Below are 17886 nucleotides of genomic sequence, written 5' to 3'. Positions count from 1 at the left end.
CTAGTCTGAATGATTTCATAATTTTAAAAATCATAACTCAGTGCAACTACTGCAAGATTACGCTGCTTGTCATCATAACGGTCATAACCGCCAAAGATATATTCACCAGACACACTCAACTGCGGTAAAAGCGTATAACTAAGTCCGGCAGAAGCATAACGAAAGGCAAACTGCTTTTCGGTATCGCCCAGTTCACCACCCTCATATTTGCCTTCATCGTTAAAATAGCTCCCTGCTGCCGTAACGCTGGCATTCAGACGATCATTTAATTGGTGGCTCAGATTCAGCGTATAAAAGGTATCGCCCTGATTGGCATAAGCCACATCATACAGATAGGTCGATACGCTGGCCCCGATACTGGTCTGATCATTCAATGCACGACTTACATTTAAGCCCAGCTCATTGCCAGTCGTGTTCTCACCGCCCGGATAATAATAGGTCGCATTCCATAAATCCCAGTCATAGTTTTCGCTGCTATGGGTATAACCCAGCAAAAAATCATGCTCGAATTTGTCTGAACGATGTCCCGAACGTCCCTGCACTTCTGCATAAGAGTATCCAAGCGTAGATCCCCAATATCCGACATAAAAATTGCCATAAGCTAGATTCAATGCAGCCTGTACAGCAATGTCGTCATTTTCAGGTGCATTGGTCAAACCACGGGAGACGTATTTGGATACCACACTCAAGTTTCCGCTTGCTTCTATTTGCTTTACTTTCGCATCATCGGCATAACAGTAAATACTTGAAACAGCAGCACAGCCAAACAGCACTGCTTTATATAACATTTTCATAAAATATAAATTGTATTAAGCACAGGCTAAATAAGACCTAAACCGGTGACGGCCTTATAAAGCTTGAGGTAAAGTAAATTTTGCTTTATTCCTGTTTGCACTCGGCAATAGAAAATGAAGCTATGAGTTAAGCGGGAGATGCCTTGTAGAAAGGTGCAGATGAAGGCGCAAGAGCAGGCTTGCCACGAATATGGTCTGCCAGTTTTTCAGCCATCATAATGGTGGTTGCATTGAGGTTACCGGTAATAATCAAAGGCATAATCGAGGCATCAATCACACGTAGACCCTGCATTTCATGCACGCGTCCATAACCATCGACTACCGCCATGTCATCTTCACCCATTTTACAGCTGCAAGAGGGATGATAAGCCGTTTCTGCATGCTGACGCACAAATTCATCAATCTCGGCATCGGTCTGTACCTCTTTACCTGGACTGATTTCTTCACCGCGATAAGGATCAAGTGCCGGCTGCTGCATAATTTCCCGGGTGATCCGGATCGCATCACGGAACTCACGCCAGTCCTGTTCCGTGCTCATGTAATTAAATAGGATACTCGGATGCTCGAATGGATCTTTGGATTTAAGCTGAATACGGCCACGCGACGGTGAGCGCATTGAGCCAACATGAGCTTGAAAACCATGCTCGTGAATGGCGTTGGTGCCATTGTAGTTAATCGCAATCGGTAAAAAGTGATACTGGATATTCGGCCATTCAAATTCATCTGAAGAGCGAATAAAACCACCTGCTTCAAACTGGTTACTAGCACCAATGCCCTTACCCAAAAATAACCATTCTGCCCCAATCATCGGCTGGTTATACCATTTCAAAGCCGGATATAAGCTAACCGGTTTTTTACACTGATATTGCAAGTACATTTCCAGATGGTCTTGCAGGTTTTCACCCACTCCAGGTAAGTCATGCACCACGGGAATATCCAGACTTTTTAATAGTTCGGCCGGACCTACACCAGAGCGTTGCAGGATTTGTGGCGAGGCGATTGCACCCGCACATAATAAAACTTCACGATCGGCAAACACCTGAATCGGCTGCAAGGTATTTTGCCCCTCGAAATACTCTACACCTATCGCCTGTTTCTGGTTAAACAGAATTCTATTGGTCATGGCATGGGTAATAATCGTCAGGTTGTCGCGACCTTTGGCCATGTCCAGATAACCGCGTGCAGTACTGGAACGACGGCCTTGCGGCGTCACAGTTCGATCCATCGGACCAAAGCCTTCCTGTTGATAACCGTTCAGATCATCAGTACGTGGATAACCGGCCTGTACACCCGCTTCGATCATGGCATGAAACAGTTCATTATTGCCCTGTTTAGGCGTTGCCACCGAAACCGGTCCAGAATCGCCATGATAATCATTGCCACCAATATCACGGCTTTCCGCTTTTTTATAATATGGCAGACATTCGGCATAGCTCCAGTGTTCAAGCCCCTTCAGGCTGGCCCATTGTTCCAGATCCATGGCATTACCGCGAATGTAGCACATGCCGTTAATTAACGAGGAACCGCCCAAGCCTTTACCACGACCGCATTCCATCCGACGGTTATTCATATGTGGTTCGGGGTCGGTCAGATAGGCCCAGTTATAGCGTCGTCCCTGTAATGGATAAGCCAAAGCGGCTGGCATCTGGGTTCTAAAATCCAGACGATGATCCGGACCACCCGCTTCCAGCAACAAGACTTTGATCTCTGGATCTTCCGTTAAACGCGCAGCCAGTACATTACCCGCAGAACCTGCACCAATAATAATATAGTCGTAATTCATTCATCCTCCCCCTTATGCGTTAAACACGGATTGGAAAGGACTGAGTTCGACCTGAACTGACTTGGTCTGGGTATATTGCTGTAGTGTAACAATACCGTTTTCGCGACCGACACCCGAATGTTTATAGCCACCGACAGGCATTTCTGCCGGTGATTCGCCCCAGGTATTGATCCAGCAAATACCGGCTTCGATCTGATGAATGATCCGATGGGCGCGAGACAAATTAGGCGTGACTACACCAGCGGCCAGACCATATTCTGTGGCATTGGCACGTTGAATCACTTCTTCTTCAGAGTCATAACTGAGGATACTCATGACCGGTCCAAAAATTTCATCACGGACAATTGTCATGTCGTCACGGCAATCGGTAAATACCGTGGGTAGCACGTAAGCACCTTGGGCAAATTGCTCATCTTCGGCACGGCCACCACCACAAAGTAAACGAGCACCCTCTTTTTTACCCTGTTCGATATAATCCAGCACTTTTGCCATATGAGAGAAGCTGGAAACTGGACCGAAATTGGTCTCAGGATCAAGTGGATCCCCCATACGGACATAAGGAATACGCTGCAAAATCTTGTCTTCAAATTCTGCTTTCAAGGCCAAAGGGATAAATACACGGGTACCATTGGTGCAAACCTGACCGGAACTATAGTAGTTGGCCATCATGGCAATATCTGCTGCCAGATCCAGATCAGCATCTTCACAAATTATCAGGGGTGATTTACCACCAAGTTCCATAGTCACTTCTTTCAGGCTGGAATTCGCAGCCTGCGCCATGACCTTCTTGCCGGTGGCAACACCACCAGTAAATGAAACTTTGGCTATATCAGGATGCGAGGTCAGATAAGCACCAATTTCACTGCCACCTGTCACCACATTAAATACACCATGCGGAACACCAGCTTCGGTATAAATTTCTGCCAGTTTTAACGCAGTTAAAGGTGTGACTTCACTGGCCTTAAAGATCATGGCATTGCCCGCTGCCATTGCAGGAGCAGATTTCCATAAGGCAATTTGAATTGGATAATTCCATGCACCAATTCCGGCCACCACACCCAGAGGTTCACGACGGGTATAAATAAATGATGTTTCTCGTAGTGGAATTTGCTGGCCTTCGAGTGCTGGCAAAATACCCGCATAATATTCGAGCACATCAGCGCCCGTTGCAATATCGACGGTGGATGTTTCACTAAAAGCTTTACCACTGTCGAGAGTTTCAATACGGGCCAGTTCATCATTACGATCTCTCAGTATCGCCACCGCTTTTTGCAAGATACGGGAACGTTGAATCGCCGTCATTTCTGCCCAGACTTTCTGGCCTTGCTGAGCGGATTTTACCGCACGGTCGATGTCGTCTTTGCTGCAAATCTGGACTTCTGCCAGAACTTCGCCGGTCGCTGGATTAATTGTTTCAAATGTGCTGTTGGATGTAGCATCGACAAATTGTCCGTGGATATAAGGACGTTGCAGATTAAAGTGTGTCAATGGGATTCCCTCGTAGTTGAGTCATTCTTGAGTTGCTGTCGGATATAGTCACTACAAAGTTCTATCGGCATTTCAGGGTCAAGTTCTTCATTGATCAGTGCACCCCTTAACCAGAAGCCATCAATCAGTGCAGCCAAACCTTGAGCGGCTTTTTCAGCTTGTGTCTTAGGCAGCGCTTTCATGAATTCGTACTTGATATTGGAATGCAGGCGGTAATGGTTGACCTGCTGTAAACGGTGTAAATCAGGTTGATGCAAACTGCTGGCCCAAAATGCCAGCCAGACTTTCATGGCCGCTTTATCTGTTTGTGGGGCAGCAAAGTTGCCTCGCACAATGGCTAGTAAACGTTGTTCAGGTGTGCTATCCACTTGGGACTGCATTTCTGCAACAGACTTACCTAACTGCTGCAATAAATAACGCATCGTTGCTTCAATGAGCCCATTTTTACCGCCAAAATAATGACTTATGATGCCGGTTGATACTCCGGCGCGCTGGGCAATCTGACTGATTGAGCTTTCGGCAAAACCCAATTCATTCACGGCAGCTAAGGTGGCATCGATTAATTGCTGGCGACGGATCGGCTGCATACCAACTTTTGGCATAGGACTAACCTGAATAACGAATATAACAATAGAAAACCATTCTGCTAGATCAATAGCGGAGTGATGTAACAATTCATAAACGCTTTTTTAATTGAACGTTCAATTAATAAAAATTATAGTGCCAGCTCACCCTTGATGTACAGCGCAGTTTGTTTTGGATTTGCAAAAGTTTGTAATTCACAAAAGGCTCTTGCTTTCAAATCACACTGCACTGTAGATCATCCGGCAACAAAACGATGGTCATGGATTTATGCAAAAGAAAAACGAAGAGGTGCAAGATAGTCTGAATAAAGTGGTCTTTTATTTTTCGGCAACGCTTATTCTGCTGTTTTCTATCATCACCATTTTATTTAATGAACAGGCCAATCAGGTTATTACCAATATTTTAAACTGGGTCAGTGCGACCTTTAGCTGGTACTACTTGTTGGCGGCAACACTGTATCTGGTCTTTATCCTTTTTATCGCCTGCTCACGTTATGGCGAGATTAAATTGGGTCCTAAACATTCCAAGCCAGAATTTAGTCTACTGAGTTGGTCGGCGATGCTATTTTCTGCCGGAATCGGGATTGACCTGATGTTTTTCTCGGTGGCAGAACCGCTTTCCCATTATATGCATCCACCGGTGGGTGAAGGCGAAACCTTTGAGGCTGCACGTCAGTCCATGGTCTGGACGCTGTTTCACTATGGTTTAACCGGCTGGAGTATGTACGCACTGATTGGGGTCGCACTGGGCTATTTCAGTTATCGTTATAACCTGCCACTGACCATCCGTTCGGCACTCTATCCCATCTTCGGTAAAAAAATTAATGGTCCAATTGGACATACAGTAGATACTGCTGCGGTACTCGGGACGATTTTTGGTATTGCCACCACCTGCGGTATTGGCGTCGTACAATTAAATTATGGTCTGCATGTGCTGTTTGGTTTACCGGAAAATCTCTGGGTCCAGACCGCTTTAATTCTGGTGGCCGTGATTATTACTATTTTTTCTGTTGCTGCGGGGGTCAACAAAGGTATTCGCATTCTTTCAGAGATCAATATTTACGTATCGATCGGATTACTGCTGTTCATTCTATTTGTCGGTAATACCGAGTTTTTACTGGGTGCCTTGATCCAGAACTTTGGCGACTACATCAGCCAGTTTCCTCAACTGTCTTTGACCAGTTTTCCTTTTGAGCAGCCGAAAGAATGGATGAATAGCTGGACCTTGTTCTTCTGGGCCTGGTGGATCGCTTGGTCACCTTTTGTGGGGCTGTTCTTGGCACGGATTTCACGTGGTCGTACCATTCGTGAATTTGTCACTGGGACTTTGGTTATTCCATTGTTATTTACCCTGACCTGGTTATCTATTTTTGGTAACAGCGCCTTATATAGCGTTATTTTTGATGGTAATACTCAGTTAGCAGCGACCGTTCTCGATAACCCGGCCCACGGTTTTTATGATCTGTTAGCCCAATATCCCGGCTTTATGTTTACCGCAGGCGTGGCCACGATTACCGGTTTATTATTCTATGTGACCTCGGCAGATTCTGGAGCATTGGTATTAGGCAATTTCACCACTAAATTTAGCAATATCGAGCATGACTCTCCACGCTGGCTCAGTATTTTCTGGGCGATTGCGATTGGCTTGCTGACCTTGGCGATGCTGATGGCCAATGGCGTGACAGCATTACAGAACACCACGATTATTATGGGCCTGCCCTTTAGTTTCGTGATCTTCTTTGTGATGGCAGGTTTATATAAATCTTTGCGACTTGAAGATTTCCGTCAAGCCAGTACCAGTCTGAATGCAGCGCCTGTGGTCGGCAATGTCGATATTTTTAACTGGAAGAAACGCCTGAGTCGGGTCATGCTGCATCCCAGCTTGAACCAAACCCGAAACATGCTGGATGAAGTATGTAAACCGGCCATTCAGGCGGTGGCCAGCGAGCTGATCAGCAAAGGGATACAGGTCGATGTACAGGAAAAACCGGTTGATCATGAACCTGAACTTTATCATCTGGATCTGGTCATTCAGCTGGATGAAGAAGAAAACTTTGTCTATGCCATTTGGCCAGTACGTTATGACACGCCAAACTTCAGTGCCCGCGGGAAACGCACCAAACGTTATTACTACCGTCTGGAAAGTTACCTGTTTGAAGGCTCTCAGGGCAATGATCTGGTGGGTTATAGCAAAGAACAGGTGATCAATGACATCCTGGATAAATACGAACGCCATATGATGTATCTGCATATCAACCGGATTAGTCCGGGTAAACGCCCACTGTTTCCGGATCGCGAATCTTAGGATAAGACCCATTAAAAAGGATTGAATAATGTCAGAAACTTTAAATGCCTTTGCCCTGTTTTTCTCCCTGCTCAATCCTTTTTTGATGAGTATTTACATGCTCGGAATTATCCGTAATTCCGAGGCCAAAGTATTCAACATGGCATTGATTCAGGGCAGCCTGATCAGCTTTATTGTTTTTATCATTTTTGCCAAGACTGGCGAAGCTTTCTTTCAGGAAGTGCTGCATGTCCGCTTTGAATCCTTCCAGATTTTTGGCGGTATTATCTTTCTGGTGATTGGCTATCGTTATGTATTTGAAGGTGCTGATACGATTGGGGTCATGCGTGGTGCACCTAGTCACCTGGCCGGTACAATTGCCATGCCCTTTATGATTGGTCCGGGAACCATTTCGGCATCCGTGATTACCGGCATTCAGCTCAGTTTATGGCAAACCATTCTGGTGATTTTCTCTACTCTTTTTCTGACATGTAGCCTGTTAATTCTAATGAAATATTTACATGATCATTTACAGCATAAATACTCCAACTACATCGATTTATATGTCGATATTGTCGGTCGTGTTGCTGCGTTGCTGATTGGGACAATTGCGATTGATATGATTGTCACGGGCGTCAGTGGCATCATGCAGGGTTAATTCAATCATTATAAAAGCCGTCTTAACTGCTTGTTGCGCGTCACCAGCCCTAAGACTTTTCGGCGTGCCATAATATCTTCTTGACTGCATTTCAGCATTTCACTGAGTTGTTCAATAGGTAAATTATTATTTTCAATCAGTATAATGTCCTGCTCACGTGTCCAATGAGCCGTGAGCAATTTAGCGGTTAATTTCTTGGTATTTACTCTCATTCATTTCAACGCATCATCAAACAATTAATTTCAGTTTAAAACACTATAAATCATGTACTGTTGAAGTCTGGTAAATCTCATGTTTATCAAGTTATAGCACCCTTTTCACTGTGCTCAAGGCGTCTTTTGGCTGACTCACTGGACTTTGACTGGTGACGCTGGTTTGCACATTCGATTTGAGTACATAATGAAGCTTACCTTCTGCATCCTTGGTGATCGACTCAATATCAATATTACGTATCAGTTGACCATTAATCAGTAACCTCGTATTTGGATCTTGTTTGATTTCAATCAGATTTTTAGAGCTCAACTGTTCCGTAGTGCTTTTATCATAAAGCGCCATCGGACTATCCAGATTTTCTTCGGCATATTTTAAACGCTGCTTTAAAGATGGATGCCGTTGCATAAATGCAGGTAATTTGCTTTGTATCGGGTATTCTTTCAGAAAAGTCGGATAGAACTGAGCGAATACTGCAATTCCCTGTTTAGGGTTATATCCTGCTCTTGCCATAAGTTCGAGTCCCAACAAATCTGCTTCTTTCTCCATGCGGCGCTGATAGGTACTGCCATACCCATCATGCAATACGCCCGTAATCAGTGCTGAAGTTCCTGCTGTTGCCCAGGCAGTTCCCACTAAAAGTGGACTTACAATATATTTCCAGCTCTGTGTTTCACGCTGGTGCTCACGAATAACATGTGCCATTTCATGCGCCAGAATGTAAGCCAGCGCTTCATCATCCAGCATCGCACGATTTACCATCTTATAGCTCATGAAAATCATACCATTAGCCAAGGCACCTGCATTGGATTTGTCTGAATGATAAAGATGAACGCCCCATTTAATTGTCCGATCTGCTGAAATGTAATGATCCGCATAAGGAATCATCCTGTTCATAATTTTAGCGCAACGTATCTCAGCTTCACTTAAATATTCTTTTTCGATAAGTCCCGTTTTTTGGGTAAATTTACGCTTCGCCTGTTCAACGACCTGATCTTGAGATAACAACATGAGTTGTTTACGGTCAGCTCCGTGTCCCATATGAGTGGTATTGATACAACCCGTTAGAGCCCCAACAGCAATGAGTGCTGAAAATAAATTTTTCATACAAAAAATTACATTTTATTAACATTTGATTGTAGTTTTAGCGGAATTCTTTTGAATTGTGAAGCTGTATTTAATAAATGTTTGGTCACTATTCCATTGCTAATCACTTAGAAAATAATTTTTTAAACTAAGCTTCTGAATTAATTATTTTTATATTAAAAATGAGGATTGGTTAAGGTTAAATCAGGATAAGCAGAATTAAAGCAAAGAAATAAGATTAAAAAAAGTAACAGTACTCATTTCTAACTTAATCCTCCCTTTTATTCATACAAAAGCAATCTGAAAAATCATTCATGCGGATTTCGTGTCTATGAAGTGAATTTGAAACAGTAAATACATATTTAAATTGTATCTCTCTTCAATGGCTTCTATTTTTAAAGAATTAAGATAAGCCAAGGAGATCGAGATGAAATTAATAACAGCAATTATTAAACCATTCAGACTCGATGATGTACGTGCTGAACTTTCTCATCAGGGTGTTCATGGTTTGACAGTCACTGAGGTAAAAGGTGCCGGACGCCAGAAAGGTCACTCTGAAATGTATCATGGTGCTGAGTATAGTGCTGAATTCCTTCCGAAAGTAAAAGTAGAAGTTGCCGTCCCAGATGAAAAGGTAGATCAGGTGATTGAAGGTATCATTAAAGCGGCATGTACCGATAAAATTGGTGATGGCAAAATTTTTGTCACGCCTTTAGAGCAGGTCGTGCGAATCAGAACCAGCGAAACTGGAGTAGCAGCAATTTAGGCATCTTTTGTAAAAGTAAAAATTTATCTCTACAGAAATGCTGTTTATGAATCTATGCAAATTATATTTCAGTTAGTGGATCTCTATACTTGCAGAACAGCTCACCCATCTCATGATGAAGTGAGCTTTATTCTGGAAAGCTTAAATATTTATTTTTGAATTTTAGCTTCGACTGTTTTGGCATGTAAGACTTCGCTATCTGCTACCGTTACTTTCTTTTTCTCAAGGTATTCTGCTGCCTTAGCAATATTTTTTTCTGCAAAATGCAAACCACCCTCACCTGCCATAGTGACGGTCGTAAACATGCAAATGCCACCTAATAATGCGAGAGTAGATATTATTCTTACTTTCATCGCTTCCCCTCCAAATTTGTAATTACTGAATTGATTTTTCTTTGTTTTAGACCAAGCAATTATTATTCCAATTCTTAAATTGGATATATTTTATTCATTATAATCTAACATAATATTTATTAAATAAAGCAATGCAATATCAATCACATATTTTTACCTAATCTTCCCTTTATAAAGTTCAGATGAAATATAAAGAAAACCTCAAAAATGCTTCATCTTTGAGGTTTTAAGATAGGCAATATTCTGTTTTGAACGTAGGTCTTGATCCTGTTTTTATTTTTGAGTTTTAGGCAGGAAGAAACTCAGTATGCCCAATAATGGCAGGTATGAACATAACTGGAATACCCAGGCAATGCTGGTATGATCTGCCACATAACCTAATCCTGCTGCTGCGATCCCACTGATGCCAAACATTACGCCAAACATCAAACCGGCAATCGTACCCACACGGCCTGGTACTGCTTCCTGAGCATACACCACCATCGCTGAAAATGCTGACGATAAAATCAGGCCAGCGAAAATTGAAAAGATACAAGTCCAGAATAAATTGGCATACGGCATGAGTAAGGCAAATGGTGCCATACCTAAAAAGGAAAACCAGATCACTGCATTACGGCCGATCCGGTCTCCAATGGGTCCACCAAAGAAAGTGCCCAAAGCGACGGCGCCCAAAAAGGCAAATAGATAGAGCTGCGCATCTCGGATTGAGATACCAAATTTATCAATCAGGTAAAAAGTAAAATAATTACTGATGCTCACGGTATAAGTAAATTTGGCGATCATCAGGATACCAATGACACCAAGCGCACGGATTAAAGTGATTCCATGCAGTTTGGACGCTGCTGTAGCACCCATCTTTTTCAGTTGTGTCTGGCTATTCGTGATGGTCCAGCGGCTAACCTTAAATAATACAAATATGCCAAGAGCAGCAAACAGCATCAGCCATGCCGAAGATGCCTGTCCATTCGGAATAATAATCAGTGCAGCCAGTAACGGTCCTACTGCAGAGCCACTATTACCACCGACCTGAAAGGCTGATTGTGCAGTACCGAGCTTACCACCAGAAGCCATACGCGCTACACGCGATGCTTCCGGATGAAAAGTCGAAGAACCGATCCCAATAATTGCAGCGGAAACCAGCAGCATTACAAAGCTCTGCGATAAAGCTAACAGCAGAATCCCAAACAGGGTAAAGCCCATACCGATCGGCAAAAGATAAGGCTTTGGATATTTGTCAGTATAGAAGCCCACCCAAGGTTGTAATAAAGACGCCGTCAATTGATACACGAGAGAGATTAAGCCGATCTGACCAAAACTCAGGTCATAATTAGTTTTCAATAAGGGATAGATGGCTGGTAAACAGGCTTGAATCAGGTCATTTAAGAAATGTGCAAGGGCAACAGCAAAGACAATGGGTAAAACCATTTTTGAGGCAGACCGCGTTACTTCGGTCTGTGCAATATCCGTCATATTCATCCATGTAGCATCCGGTAATGGCTGAAGATTATACGCCAAGCCAAATTACTTGAAATTTATTTTATTTTTTATTTATAAGTATTCTTAAAAAAGGTATTTCGGCGAATTGCTTAGCTGATGATCCTGTAATTCAATAATTTCTGCATCCAGCTGTTCCAGCTCTTCATGATGATGGGTCACATAAATCATCGGCACCTGTATTTGATCGCGGATGCGAGTAAAAAATGGCAGGATTTGCTGTTTCAGTTTGGTATCCAGGCCAGTCAATGGCTCATCCAAGAGAAGTAATTCAGGACTGGACAACAGCGCCCGCCCGATCGAAATACGCTGTGCTTCCCCACCCGATAATTGCTGAACCCGACGCTGCAATAGATGATCAATTTCCAATAATTCAGCAATCTCCTTTAATTGGAATTTTTCCTGTTCCAATTTGCCCCATTTTTTGGCGTAAAGCAGGTTCTGTTCAACATTCATATGTGGAAACAGCATCGCCTGCTGAAATACCAAGGCGATTTTGCGTTGATGGATTGAAATATGAATTTTCTGGTTTGCATCAGTCAGGATCTGTTTATTTAAATGAATATGGCCAGATTGTGGTTGATAGAGCCCAAGGAGTAATTTAAGAAAAGTAGTTTTGCCTGCTCCCGAAGGTCCAACAATTCCCAAGACAGAATTCTGCATCTGGACTGCTGCATCTAAACTAAAGGCATCCTTTTGATAATGAAACTCACATTGCAGCATTAGCGCTCCTGAATTTTCTGCTGATATTTTTGCATAATCCAGTAATTCGCCAATAATGCTGCAAAAGCCAGACCTAGAGATAAAAGCACCAGTCGTAAAGCCATCTGTTCGCCATCAGGTTGCTGTAATAGGGAATAGATCGCAATCGGAATGGTGCGGGTTTCGTCAGGAATGTTGCCAACAAAGGTGATAGTGGCACCAAACTCGCCCAGACTGCGGCTAAAACAGAGAATACTGCCAATCAGAATACCGGGCAACGCCAGCGGTAAGCTGATACTGCAAAAAACTTTATAGGGCTGAACACCCAAAGAATTTGCTACCTGTTCCAGTTGCGGATTAATCATTTGAAAGGACAACCGGATCGGTTGCACCATTAAGGGGAAAGCTACAATCATGGCGGCCAGCACTGCACCTTTCCAGTTAAAAGCCAGCTGAATGCCCCACTGCTGCAACCATTGTCCAATCCAGCCATTGCCACCAAAGACGATCAATAATAAATAGCCCAATACCACAGGTGGTAAAACCATCGGCAGGTGCAACAGTGTTTCCACCACATATTTCAGACGAAACTCATAACGTGCCAGAATCCACGCCAATAAAATGGCAAACGGCAAACTGATCGCTGTGGCAAAACCTGCAACCTTTGCTGACAGATACAATGCACTGAGTTCCTCTGGTGTCAGCATACTAGAACCATCCTAGAGTTTAAAACCATAGTGCTGATAAATCTTTTTCGCCTCGGTATGCTGACTCATAAAACGCATGAATTTGACTGCATCGGCATTTTTACTGCCCTGCTGAGTCAAGGCAATTGGATAGACAATCGGGCTATGCGTATGAGCTGGAAAGACCCCAGCAATTTTCACTTTTTTACTCTGTAACGCATCGGTCTTATACACAATCCCGGCCTGACATTCACCACGTTCCACAAAAGCCAAGGCCGAACGTACACTATCTGTTCCGACAATGCGGCCTTGCAGACCCTTTAACCATTTCAGATTGGTTAGACTCTGTTTGGCATATTTGCCAACAGGCACAGATTCCATTTGTCCGGTACATACATACCCCTGAAAGGACTGGGCAAAATTAAATTGAGAACTGGCCTGAAAACTTTGCTGACGCTGTAAAGGACTGATTAATACCAATTCATTGCTTAATAAGGGCTTTACTTGAGATCTAGCTATTTTTTGTTTTTTTACCAAGTAATTCATCCAGTCCTGATCGGCAGAGAAAAAAATATCAGCCGGTGCGCCAGTTTGAATTTGTCGGGCGAGCGATGAAGACGCTGCAAAGACCAGCACTACTTTGATTGAGGGATACTGTTTTTCATAACGTCTGGCAATCTCCGTCACCGCATTGCTCAGACTGGCGGCCGCATAGACTCGGACGGTACTGCCAGCCTGGACTGAACAGGAAAGGAAAACTGCACTGAATAAGATCAATCCCTTTTTCATCGGTGACATATTCCTTAAATAAACAGACCTTGCAGGATCTGACCGGTCTGGATGCTTTGCGCCGCCGGAATACGGACAATACAATTGGCCTGCATCAGGTTACTCAGCATATGCGACTGTTGCTTTGGCAAGCTGGAAAGCTTTAGCATTCCCGATTCAAAATTTACTGCCATACGCAAAAAACGTTCCCGGCTATCGGCTTTTAAGTCATGACTCATTACTGCACTAAACCATTGTGGTAATTGCTTTTGACCTTGTAACGTACTGATTAAGGTTGATACATAGATCTGCATGCCTATATAGACTGCAGCAGGATTACCCGGCAGGCCGAGTAAATAACATGGACTTTGATCGGGTCGCTCAGATCTGGCGAAGAACATTGGCTTGCCAGGTTTCTGTTTGACTTTCCAGAATAACTGTTCAAAACCCAGTTTTAGTGCGACCGGACGGACAAAGTCATAATCTCCTACCGATACACCACCGGTGGTCAGAATCAGATCGTACTGGGTTCTCAGCCTTTTAAATAGCGCGCTGACCGCCTGTTCGGTATCGGCAACATGCATGATCTCAACCTGCTGGTTTCTGGACTGGAACCAAGCTTGAATTAAAGGAGCATTGGCATCAAAAATTTTGCCGGAATTTAAGTCTTCAACTGTTTCAGCGACTTCATCACCAGTAATGATGACTGCAATTTTAGGATAGCGATAAACGGATACTTCATGCACGCCCGCCATACTTAAGGCTGCAATTGTCCCAATACTGAGCTGCTGCCCCTGAACAGCCAGGCATTGGCCCATGCGAATTTCTTCACCGGCTTGACGGATATCAGCATCCAGTCGCAAGGCTTCAGTCAAGATAATGGTCGAGTCCCTGAGCTGTACAATTTCCTGTCGTGCCACCGTCGAGGTCTGCAACGGAATTTTCGCACCAGTAAAGATGCGTACTGCCTGACCTGGTTCAAGTATCAGATCAGCTCCCTGTCCAGCACGAATTTCACCGATCAGTTCAAAACTGCTTTCTGCTGGCATGTCGATATCCATACAGATGGCATAACCGTCTACAGCACTTTGCGAAAATATCGGCAGCTGAGTTTTTGAATAAATATCTTCGGCTACGAAACGGTTCAGTGCCTGACTTAAGGGCAGTGTTTCAATGGCTAAATGATCAGTATGATCTAGAATCATCTGCAGAGCCTGATCGACAGAAATTAGGCCGGGTTCACTGCCACAGGCGGAATGTTCTGTCGTTACAGCAGAGTTCATTCATAGCCTCCTGCATGGGGAATATTTTTCTGTACATCAAACAGATGTACGAGTGCAGGTAAAATCGCCACTAAAGATTCTTTAGCTCCTTGGCGGCTACCTGGTAAGGTAAGGATCAGACTGTTTTCAATGTAACCTGCGACACCGCGGCTCAGTGCTGCGTAAGGTGTACGACGTTGACCAAAACTGCGTGCAGCTTCCATCAGTCCCGGAATTTCACGGGTTAGTAAGGGTTGAATAGTTTCCACTGTCAGATCTTTAGGGCCGAGTCCCGTACCACCCACTGTCAGAATTAATGGATAATCATTTTTTTGCTGTTCAATTAAAGCTTTTAGCTGTTCAGGACTATCCGGAATCACCTGATAGTGGATAAAGCCAAAATTAGCTTCTTCCAGAATTTCCATCACATTCTGCCCGGCTGTGTCGGCTTTCTTGCCAGATGCCACGGTATCAGAAAGTACAATGACAGAGGCTGGTAAAGGTTCTTTCAGAACACGGGTGAAATGTGATTTTCCACCCTTTTTTTGCCCCAGTTTAACCTGATCCAGACATAATTCTTCCGGCTCACAATGTGGTTTCAGCATATCGTAAAGGGTCAAACCTGCCAGACTGACTGCTGTCAGTGCTTCCATTTCCACACCCGTTGGACCAATCGTTTCCACTACCGCAGTAATCACTACATGAGCTTCTTCAAGCTCATATTCCACATCGGCCCGATAAATTGGCAGTGGATGACATAGAGGAATGAGTTCATCAGTACGTTTTGCGCCTAAAATCCCTGCGATCCGAGCGGTTTTTAGCGCATCACCTTTGTCGGTATTACCATTACGCAGTAATTCAATGCAGTGTGGCGGCGCATGCAGAATCCCGGTGGCAATAGCAGTGCGGTAACTCTCCGGTTTCATTCCGACATCTTTCATGGCTTATCCTTCTTGAATCTTTTCATTTTTTACTCAAACTTCAATTTATAGCGGCCATTGATAAACAGGAACATCTGGCTGGATCAGGTTCAAAGGCAATTTTTCCGATGTATGTGCATCAGTACAGTTATGAGTATGCGCATGCTTTCTATGAGGGTGATGATTTGAACCTTGGTCACGACGAATGCAGCAACCTTCGACATATTGACTACTGCCATCCATATAGAATTCTTCTTTCCAGACCGGTACTTCATGCTTGACCCGTTCCACGGCTTCTTCGCAGGCTTGAAAAGCTTCCCTACGATGTGGTGCATAGGCCATGGCAATAATGGCGATATCACCAATATCCAATGAACCGATGCGATGTACAATTCGGACATAGGACACGCCATATTCAGCCTGAATTTCCTGCTCGATCTGGCGAATCATTTTTTCAGCAACAGGTGCATAAGCGGTATATTTCAGTGCTTTAACCGCTTTACCTTGATGATGATTTCGTACTGTTCCGACAAAAATACCGATTCCCCCACATTCAGGAAAATATTGAATCCCGTCAAATACGTCCTGTTGCAGCGGTGTGTCCTGAATACGGGTAAATTGTTTCAGTTCCATCTCAACCTCCTGCGACCGGTGACAGCAACACTAGAGTACTATCCTGGTTTAATCGGGTCTGGCGAGAAATAATGTCTTCACCGATGGCACAGGCACAACGCTCTAACAAGTTGAAAGCTTCTGGAAAGGACTGAATGACTTTATTGAGTACATCGGCAACCAGACTGTCTATCTGACATTGCACAGTTAAATCTTGAGGCAACTGACGTTCGATCGCACCGAAAGATTCGATTTTGACGGTAATCGATGATTGAAGTTTTGTAGTCATCTTAGCCTCCTATCATATGCATGCTGATTTTTCGGAAATTTGAATGGGTTTTATGGGATGGATTGAACAGTTTTTGCTGAGCCTGAATAGCCTGAAAGCCAGCAGCTTTATTCCAGATATAGGGTTGCAGCTGTTGTTGTAGGGTTTGTTCAGCTGATGCTAGGTGCTGTCTTAACTGTTGAATACTGTTTTTGAGTTTTAGACCTTGAGTTGAGAATAAGCAGTTAAATAATTCACCTTGAGCATTCAGTCGTAAACGGTCACAGTTACCACAGAATGAATTAGTAATCGTTGAAATAATGCCGATCGACATACCTTCAATGTAATAGCTTCGTGCTGGATTAGTCCCCTGACCTTGTCTGATCTTTACTTCAAATACTTGTGCCAGTTGATCCAGAATGTCCTGCTCGCTAACCACATGATCACGTGACCAGTTCTGGTCGCCATCGAGTGGCATAAACTCGATAAAACGCAATTCAACTTGTTCGCGTTTGGCCCAGTGTGCCAAAGACAGAATCTGGTCATCATTGATGCCTTTGATGAGTACTGTATTAATTTTGATTTGAAAGCCAGCCTGCTGGGCTGCTTGAATGCCTTCTAATACGGGTTGCAGTTTTTTTGCAGTTAATTGTTCAAACTGCTCTGCATCCAGGCTGTCCAGACTGATATTCAGGTCATCTAGCCCGGCCTGCTTTAATTCTGCTGCATATTGTTTGAGATAATGACCATTCGTAGTCATTGAAATACGTTTCAGGCCGATTTTTTTCAGTTGTTGTAGTTCGGCAATAAAATGCACTATACCTTGGCGCATCAGAGGTTCACCACCGGTAATCCGGATCTGTTCAATACCACGGCGAACCATGAATTCACAAAAATAATAGAGTTCTTCAAAGCTGAGTAAATCGTGTTTTTTCATCCATTCCGGATGTTCTGGCATGCAATAAACACATTTAAAATTACAGCGATCCGTCACAGAGATACGGAGCTTACGCTTATTGCGTCCAAACTGATCCTGAAATACCGGGACTGGTTCAGCCTGCTGTAAAGGATTGATATGGTTCATTGCTTATTCCATTAGGGTCGATCATCAACTTTGTTTCTAGCCAAATTTTTGCTGACCGATGCCCTATTAAATTGCTATTGCTCT

Annotated in this window: 19 protein-coding genes; 3 read left to right on the top strand and 16 right to left on the bottom strand. The window is 43.7% G+C overall.

The features are described 5' to 3' along the window. Positions 1-23 precede the first annotated feature (23 nt). The 4 genes from BK820_RS04930 to betI all read right to left on the bottom strand — a co-directional run bounded on the left by BK820_RS04930 (position 24) and on the right by betI (position 4667). Positions 24-794 (bottom strand): TorF family putative porin, encoded by a 771-nt coding sequence (locus BK820_RS04930; protein ID WP_071320279.1) that lies wholly within the window; start codon positions 792-794, stop codon positions 24-26. A gap of 127 nt (positions 795-921) precedes the next feature. Next, on the bottom strand, positions 922-2577 hold the full coding sequence (gene betA / locus BK820_RS04925) for a choline dehydrogenase (protein ID WP_071320278.1): 1656 nt from the start codon (positions 2575-2577) through the stop codon (positions 922-924). 12 nt (positions 2578-2589) lie between these two features. After that, complete coding sequence (gene betB / locus BK820_RS04920) at positions 2590-4065, bottom strand: betaine-aldehyde dehydrogenase (RefSeq protein WP_071320277.1); 1476 nt, start codon at positions 4063-4065, stop codon at positions 2590-2592. Beyond that, entirely contained in the window at positions 4062-4667 is a 606-nt protein-coding gene (gene betI / locus BK820_RS04915) for a transcriptional regulator BetI (RefSeq protein WP_071320276.1), read from the bottom strand. Before betI ends, betB begins: the two co-directional genes overlap by 4 nt. 250 nt (positions 4668-4917) lie before the next feature. Between betI and BK820_RS04910 the strand changes: the two genes are divergently transcribed. Together BK820_RS04910 and BK820_RS04905 are read left to right on the top strand one after the other, a co-directional pair. Then, a complete protein-coding gene (locus BK820_RS04910) occupies positions 4918-6954 on the top strand; it encodes a choline transporter (RefSeq protein WP_071320275.1) in 2037 nt (678 codons plus the stop codon). 28 nt (positions 6955-6982) lie between these two features. Then, positions 6983-7591, top strand: coding sequence for a MarC family protein (locus BK820_RS04905; protein ID WP_004894827.1), 609 nt, complete (start codon positions 6983-6985; stop codon positions 7589-7591). Between the two features lie 8 nt (positions 7592-7599). Here BK820_RS04905 and BK820_RS04900 read toward each other — a convergent pair whose 3' ends face one another. After that, on the bottom strand, positions 7600-7803 hold the full coding sequence (locus BK820_RS04900) for a hypothetical protein (RefSeq protein WP_004809384.1): 204 nt from the start codon (positions 7801-7803) through the stop codon (positions 7600-7602). Between the two features lie 91 nt (positions 7804-7894). After that, complete coding sequence (locus BK820_RS04895; RefSeq protein ID WP_071320274.1) at positions 7895-8908, bottom strand: M48 family metallopeptidase; 1014 nt, start codon at positions 8906-8908, stop codon at positions 7895-7897. 406 nt (positions 8909-9314) lie between these two features. On the opposite strand from BK820_RS04895, the gene BK820_RS04890 reads away from it, so the two are divergent. Next, entirely contained in the window at positions 9315-9653 is a 339-nt protein-coding gene (locus BK820_RS04890) for a P-II family nitrogen regulator (RefSeq protein WP_008303518.1), read from the top strand. 149 nt (positions 9654-9802) lie between these two features. Here the strand turns inward: BK820_RS04890 and BK820_RS04885 are convergent, their stop codons facing one another. From BK820_RS04885 to moaA, 10 genes are all read right to left on the bottom strand, one after another. Further along, positions 9803-10006, bottom strand: a complete 204-nt coding sequence (locus tag BK820_RS04885; protein ID WP_048882722.1) for a hypothetical protein — start codon at positions 10004-10006, stop codon at positions 9803-9805. 273 nt (positions 10007-10279) lie between these two features. Beyond that, positions 10280-11482, bottom strand: coding sequence for an MFS transporter (locus BK820_RS04880; RefSeq protein WP_071320273.1), 1203 nt, complete (start codon positions 11480-11482; stop codon positions 10280-10282). An 84-nt stretch (positions 11483-11566) separates the two neighbouring features. After that, positions 11567-12223 (bottom strand): ATP-binding cassette domain-containing protein, encoded by a 657-nt coding sequence (locus tag BK820_RS04875; protein WP_071320272.1) that lies wholly within the window; start codon positions 12221-12223, stop codon positions 11567-11569. Further along, on the bottom strand, positions 12223-12909 hold the full coding sequence (modB, locus tag BK820_RS04870; protein ID WP_048882720.1) for a molybdate ABC transporter permease subunit: 687 nt from the start codon (positions 12907-12909) through the stop codon (positions 12223-12225). The genes BK820_RS04875 and modB overlap by 1 nt, the downstream gene beginning before the upstream one ends. A gap of 12 nt (positions 12910-12921) precedes the next feature. Continuing rightward, the gene (gene modA / locus BK820_RS04865) at positions 12922-13677 is read right to left on the bottom strand and encodes a molybdate ABC transporter substrate-binding protein (protein ID WP_071320271.1); all 756 of its coding nucleotides are present in this window, start codon (positions 13675-13677) and stop codon (positions 12922-12924) included. A 14-nt stretch (positions 13678-13691) separates the two neighbouring features. Further along, positions 13692-14939, bottom strand: coding sequence for a molybdopterin molybdotransferase MoeA (locus BK820_RS04860; protein WP_071320270.1), 1248 nt, complete (start codon positions 14937-14939; stop codon positions 13692-13694). Further along, complete coding sequence (moaCB, locus tag BK820_RS04855) at positions 14936-15859, bottom strand: bifunctional molybdenum cofactor biosynthesis protein MoaC/MoaB (protein ID WP_004809393.1); 924 nt, start codon at positions 15857-15859, stop codon at positions 14936-14938. Before moaCB ends, BK820_RS04860 begins: the two co-directional genes overlap by 4 nt. 45 nt (positions 15860-15904) lie before the next feature. Further along, positions 15905-16471 carry a molybdenum cofactor biosynthesis protein MoaE gene (locus BK820_RS04850; RefSeq protein WP_071320269.1) on the bottom strand — a complete coding sequence of 189 codons (567 nt, stop codon included), beginning with the start codon at positions 16469-16471 and terminating at the stop codon, positions 15905-15907. 1 nt (position 16472) lies between these two features. Continuing rightward, the gene (locus BK820_RS04845) at positions 16473-16739 is read right to left on the bottom strand and encodes a MoaD/ThiS family protein (protein ID WP_004809395.1); all 267 of its coding nucleotides are present in this window, start codon (positions 16737-16739) and stop codon (positions 16473-16475) included. 1 nt (position 16740) lies between these two features. Then, positions 16741-17802 carry a GTP 3',8-cyclase MoaA gene (gene moaA, locus BK820_RS04840; RefSeq protein WP_071320268.1) on the bottom strand — a complete coding sequence of 354 codons (1062 nt, stop codon included), beginning with the start codon at positions 17800-17802 and terminating at the stop codon, positions 16741-16743. Positions 17803-17886 lie beyond the last annotated feature (84 nt).

It is taken from the genome of Acinetobacter sp. LCT-H3, from assembly GCF_001866125.1.
Taxonomy (GTDB): Bacteria; Pseudomonadota; Gammaproteobacteria; order Pseudomonadales; family Moraxellaceae; genus Acinetobacter; species Acinetobacter schindleri.
This window is presented reverse-complemented; position numbering and strand designations above follow the sequence as displayed.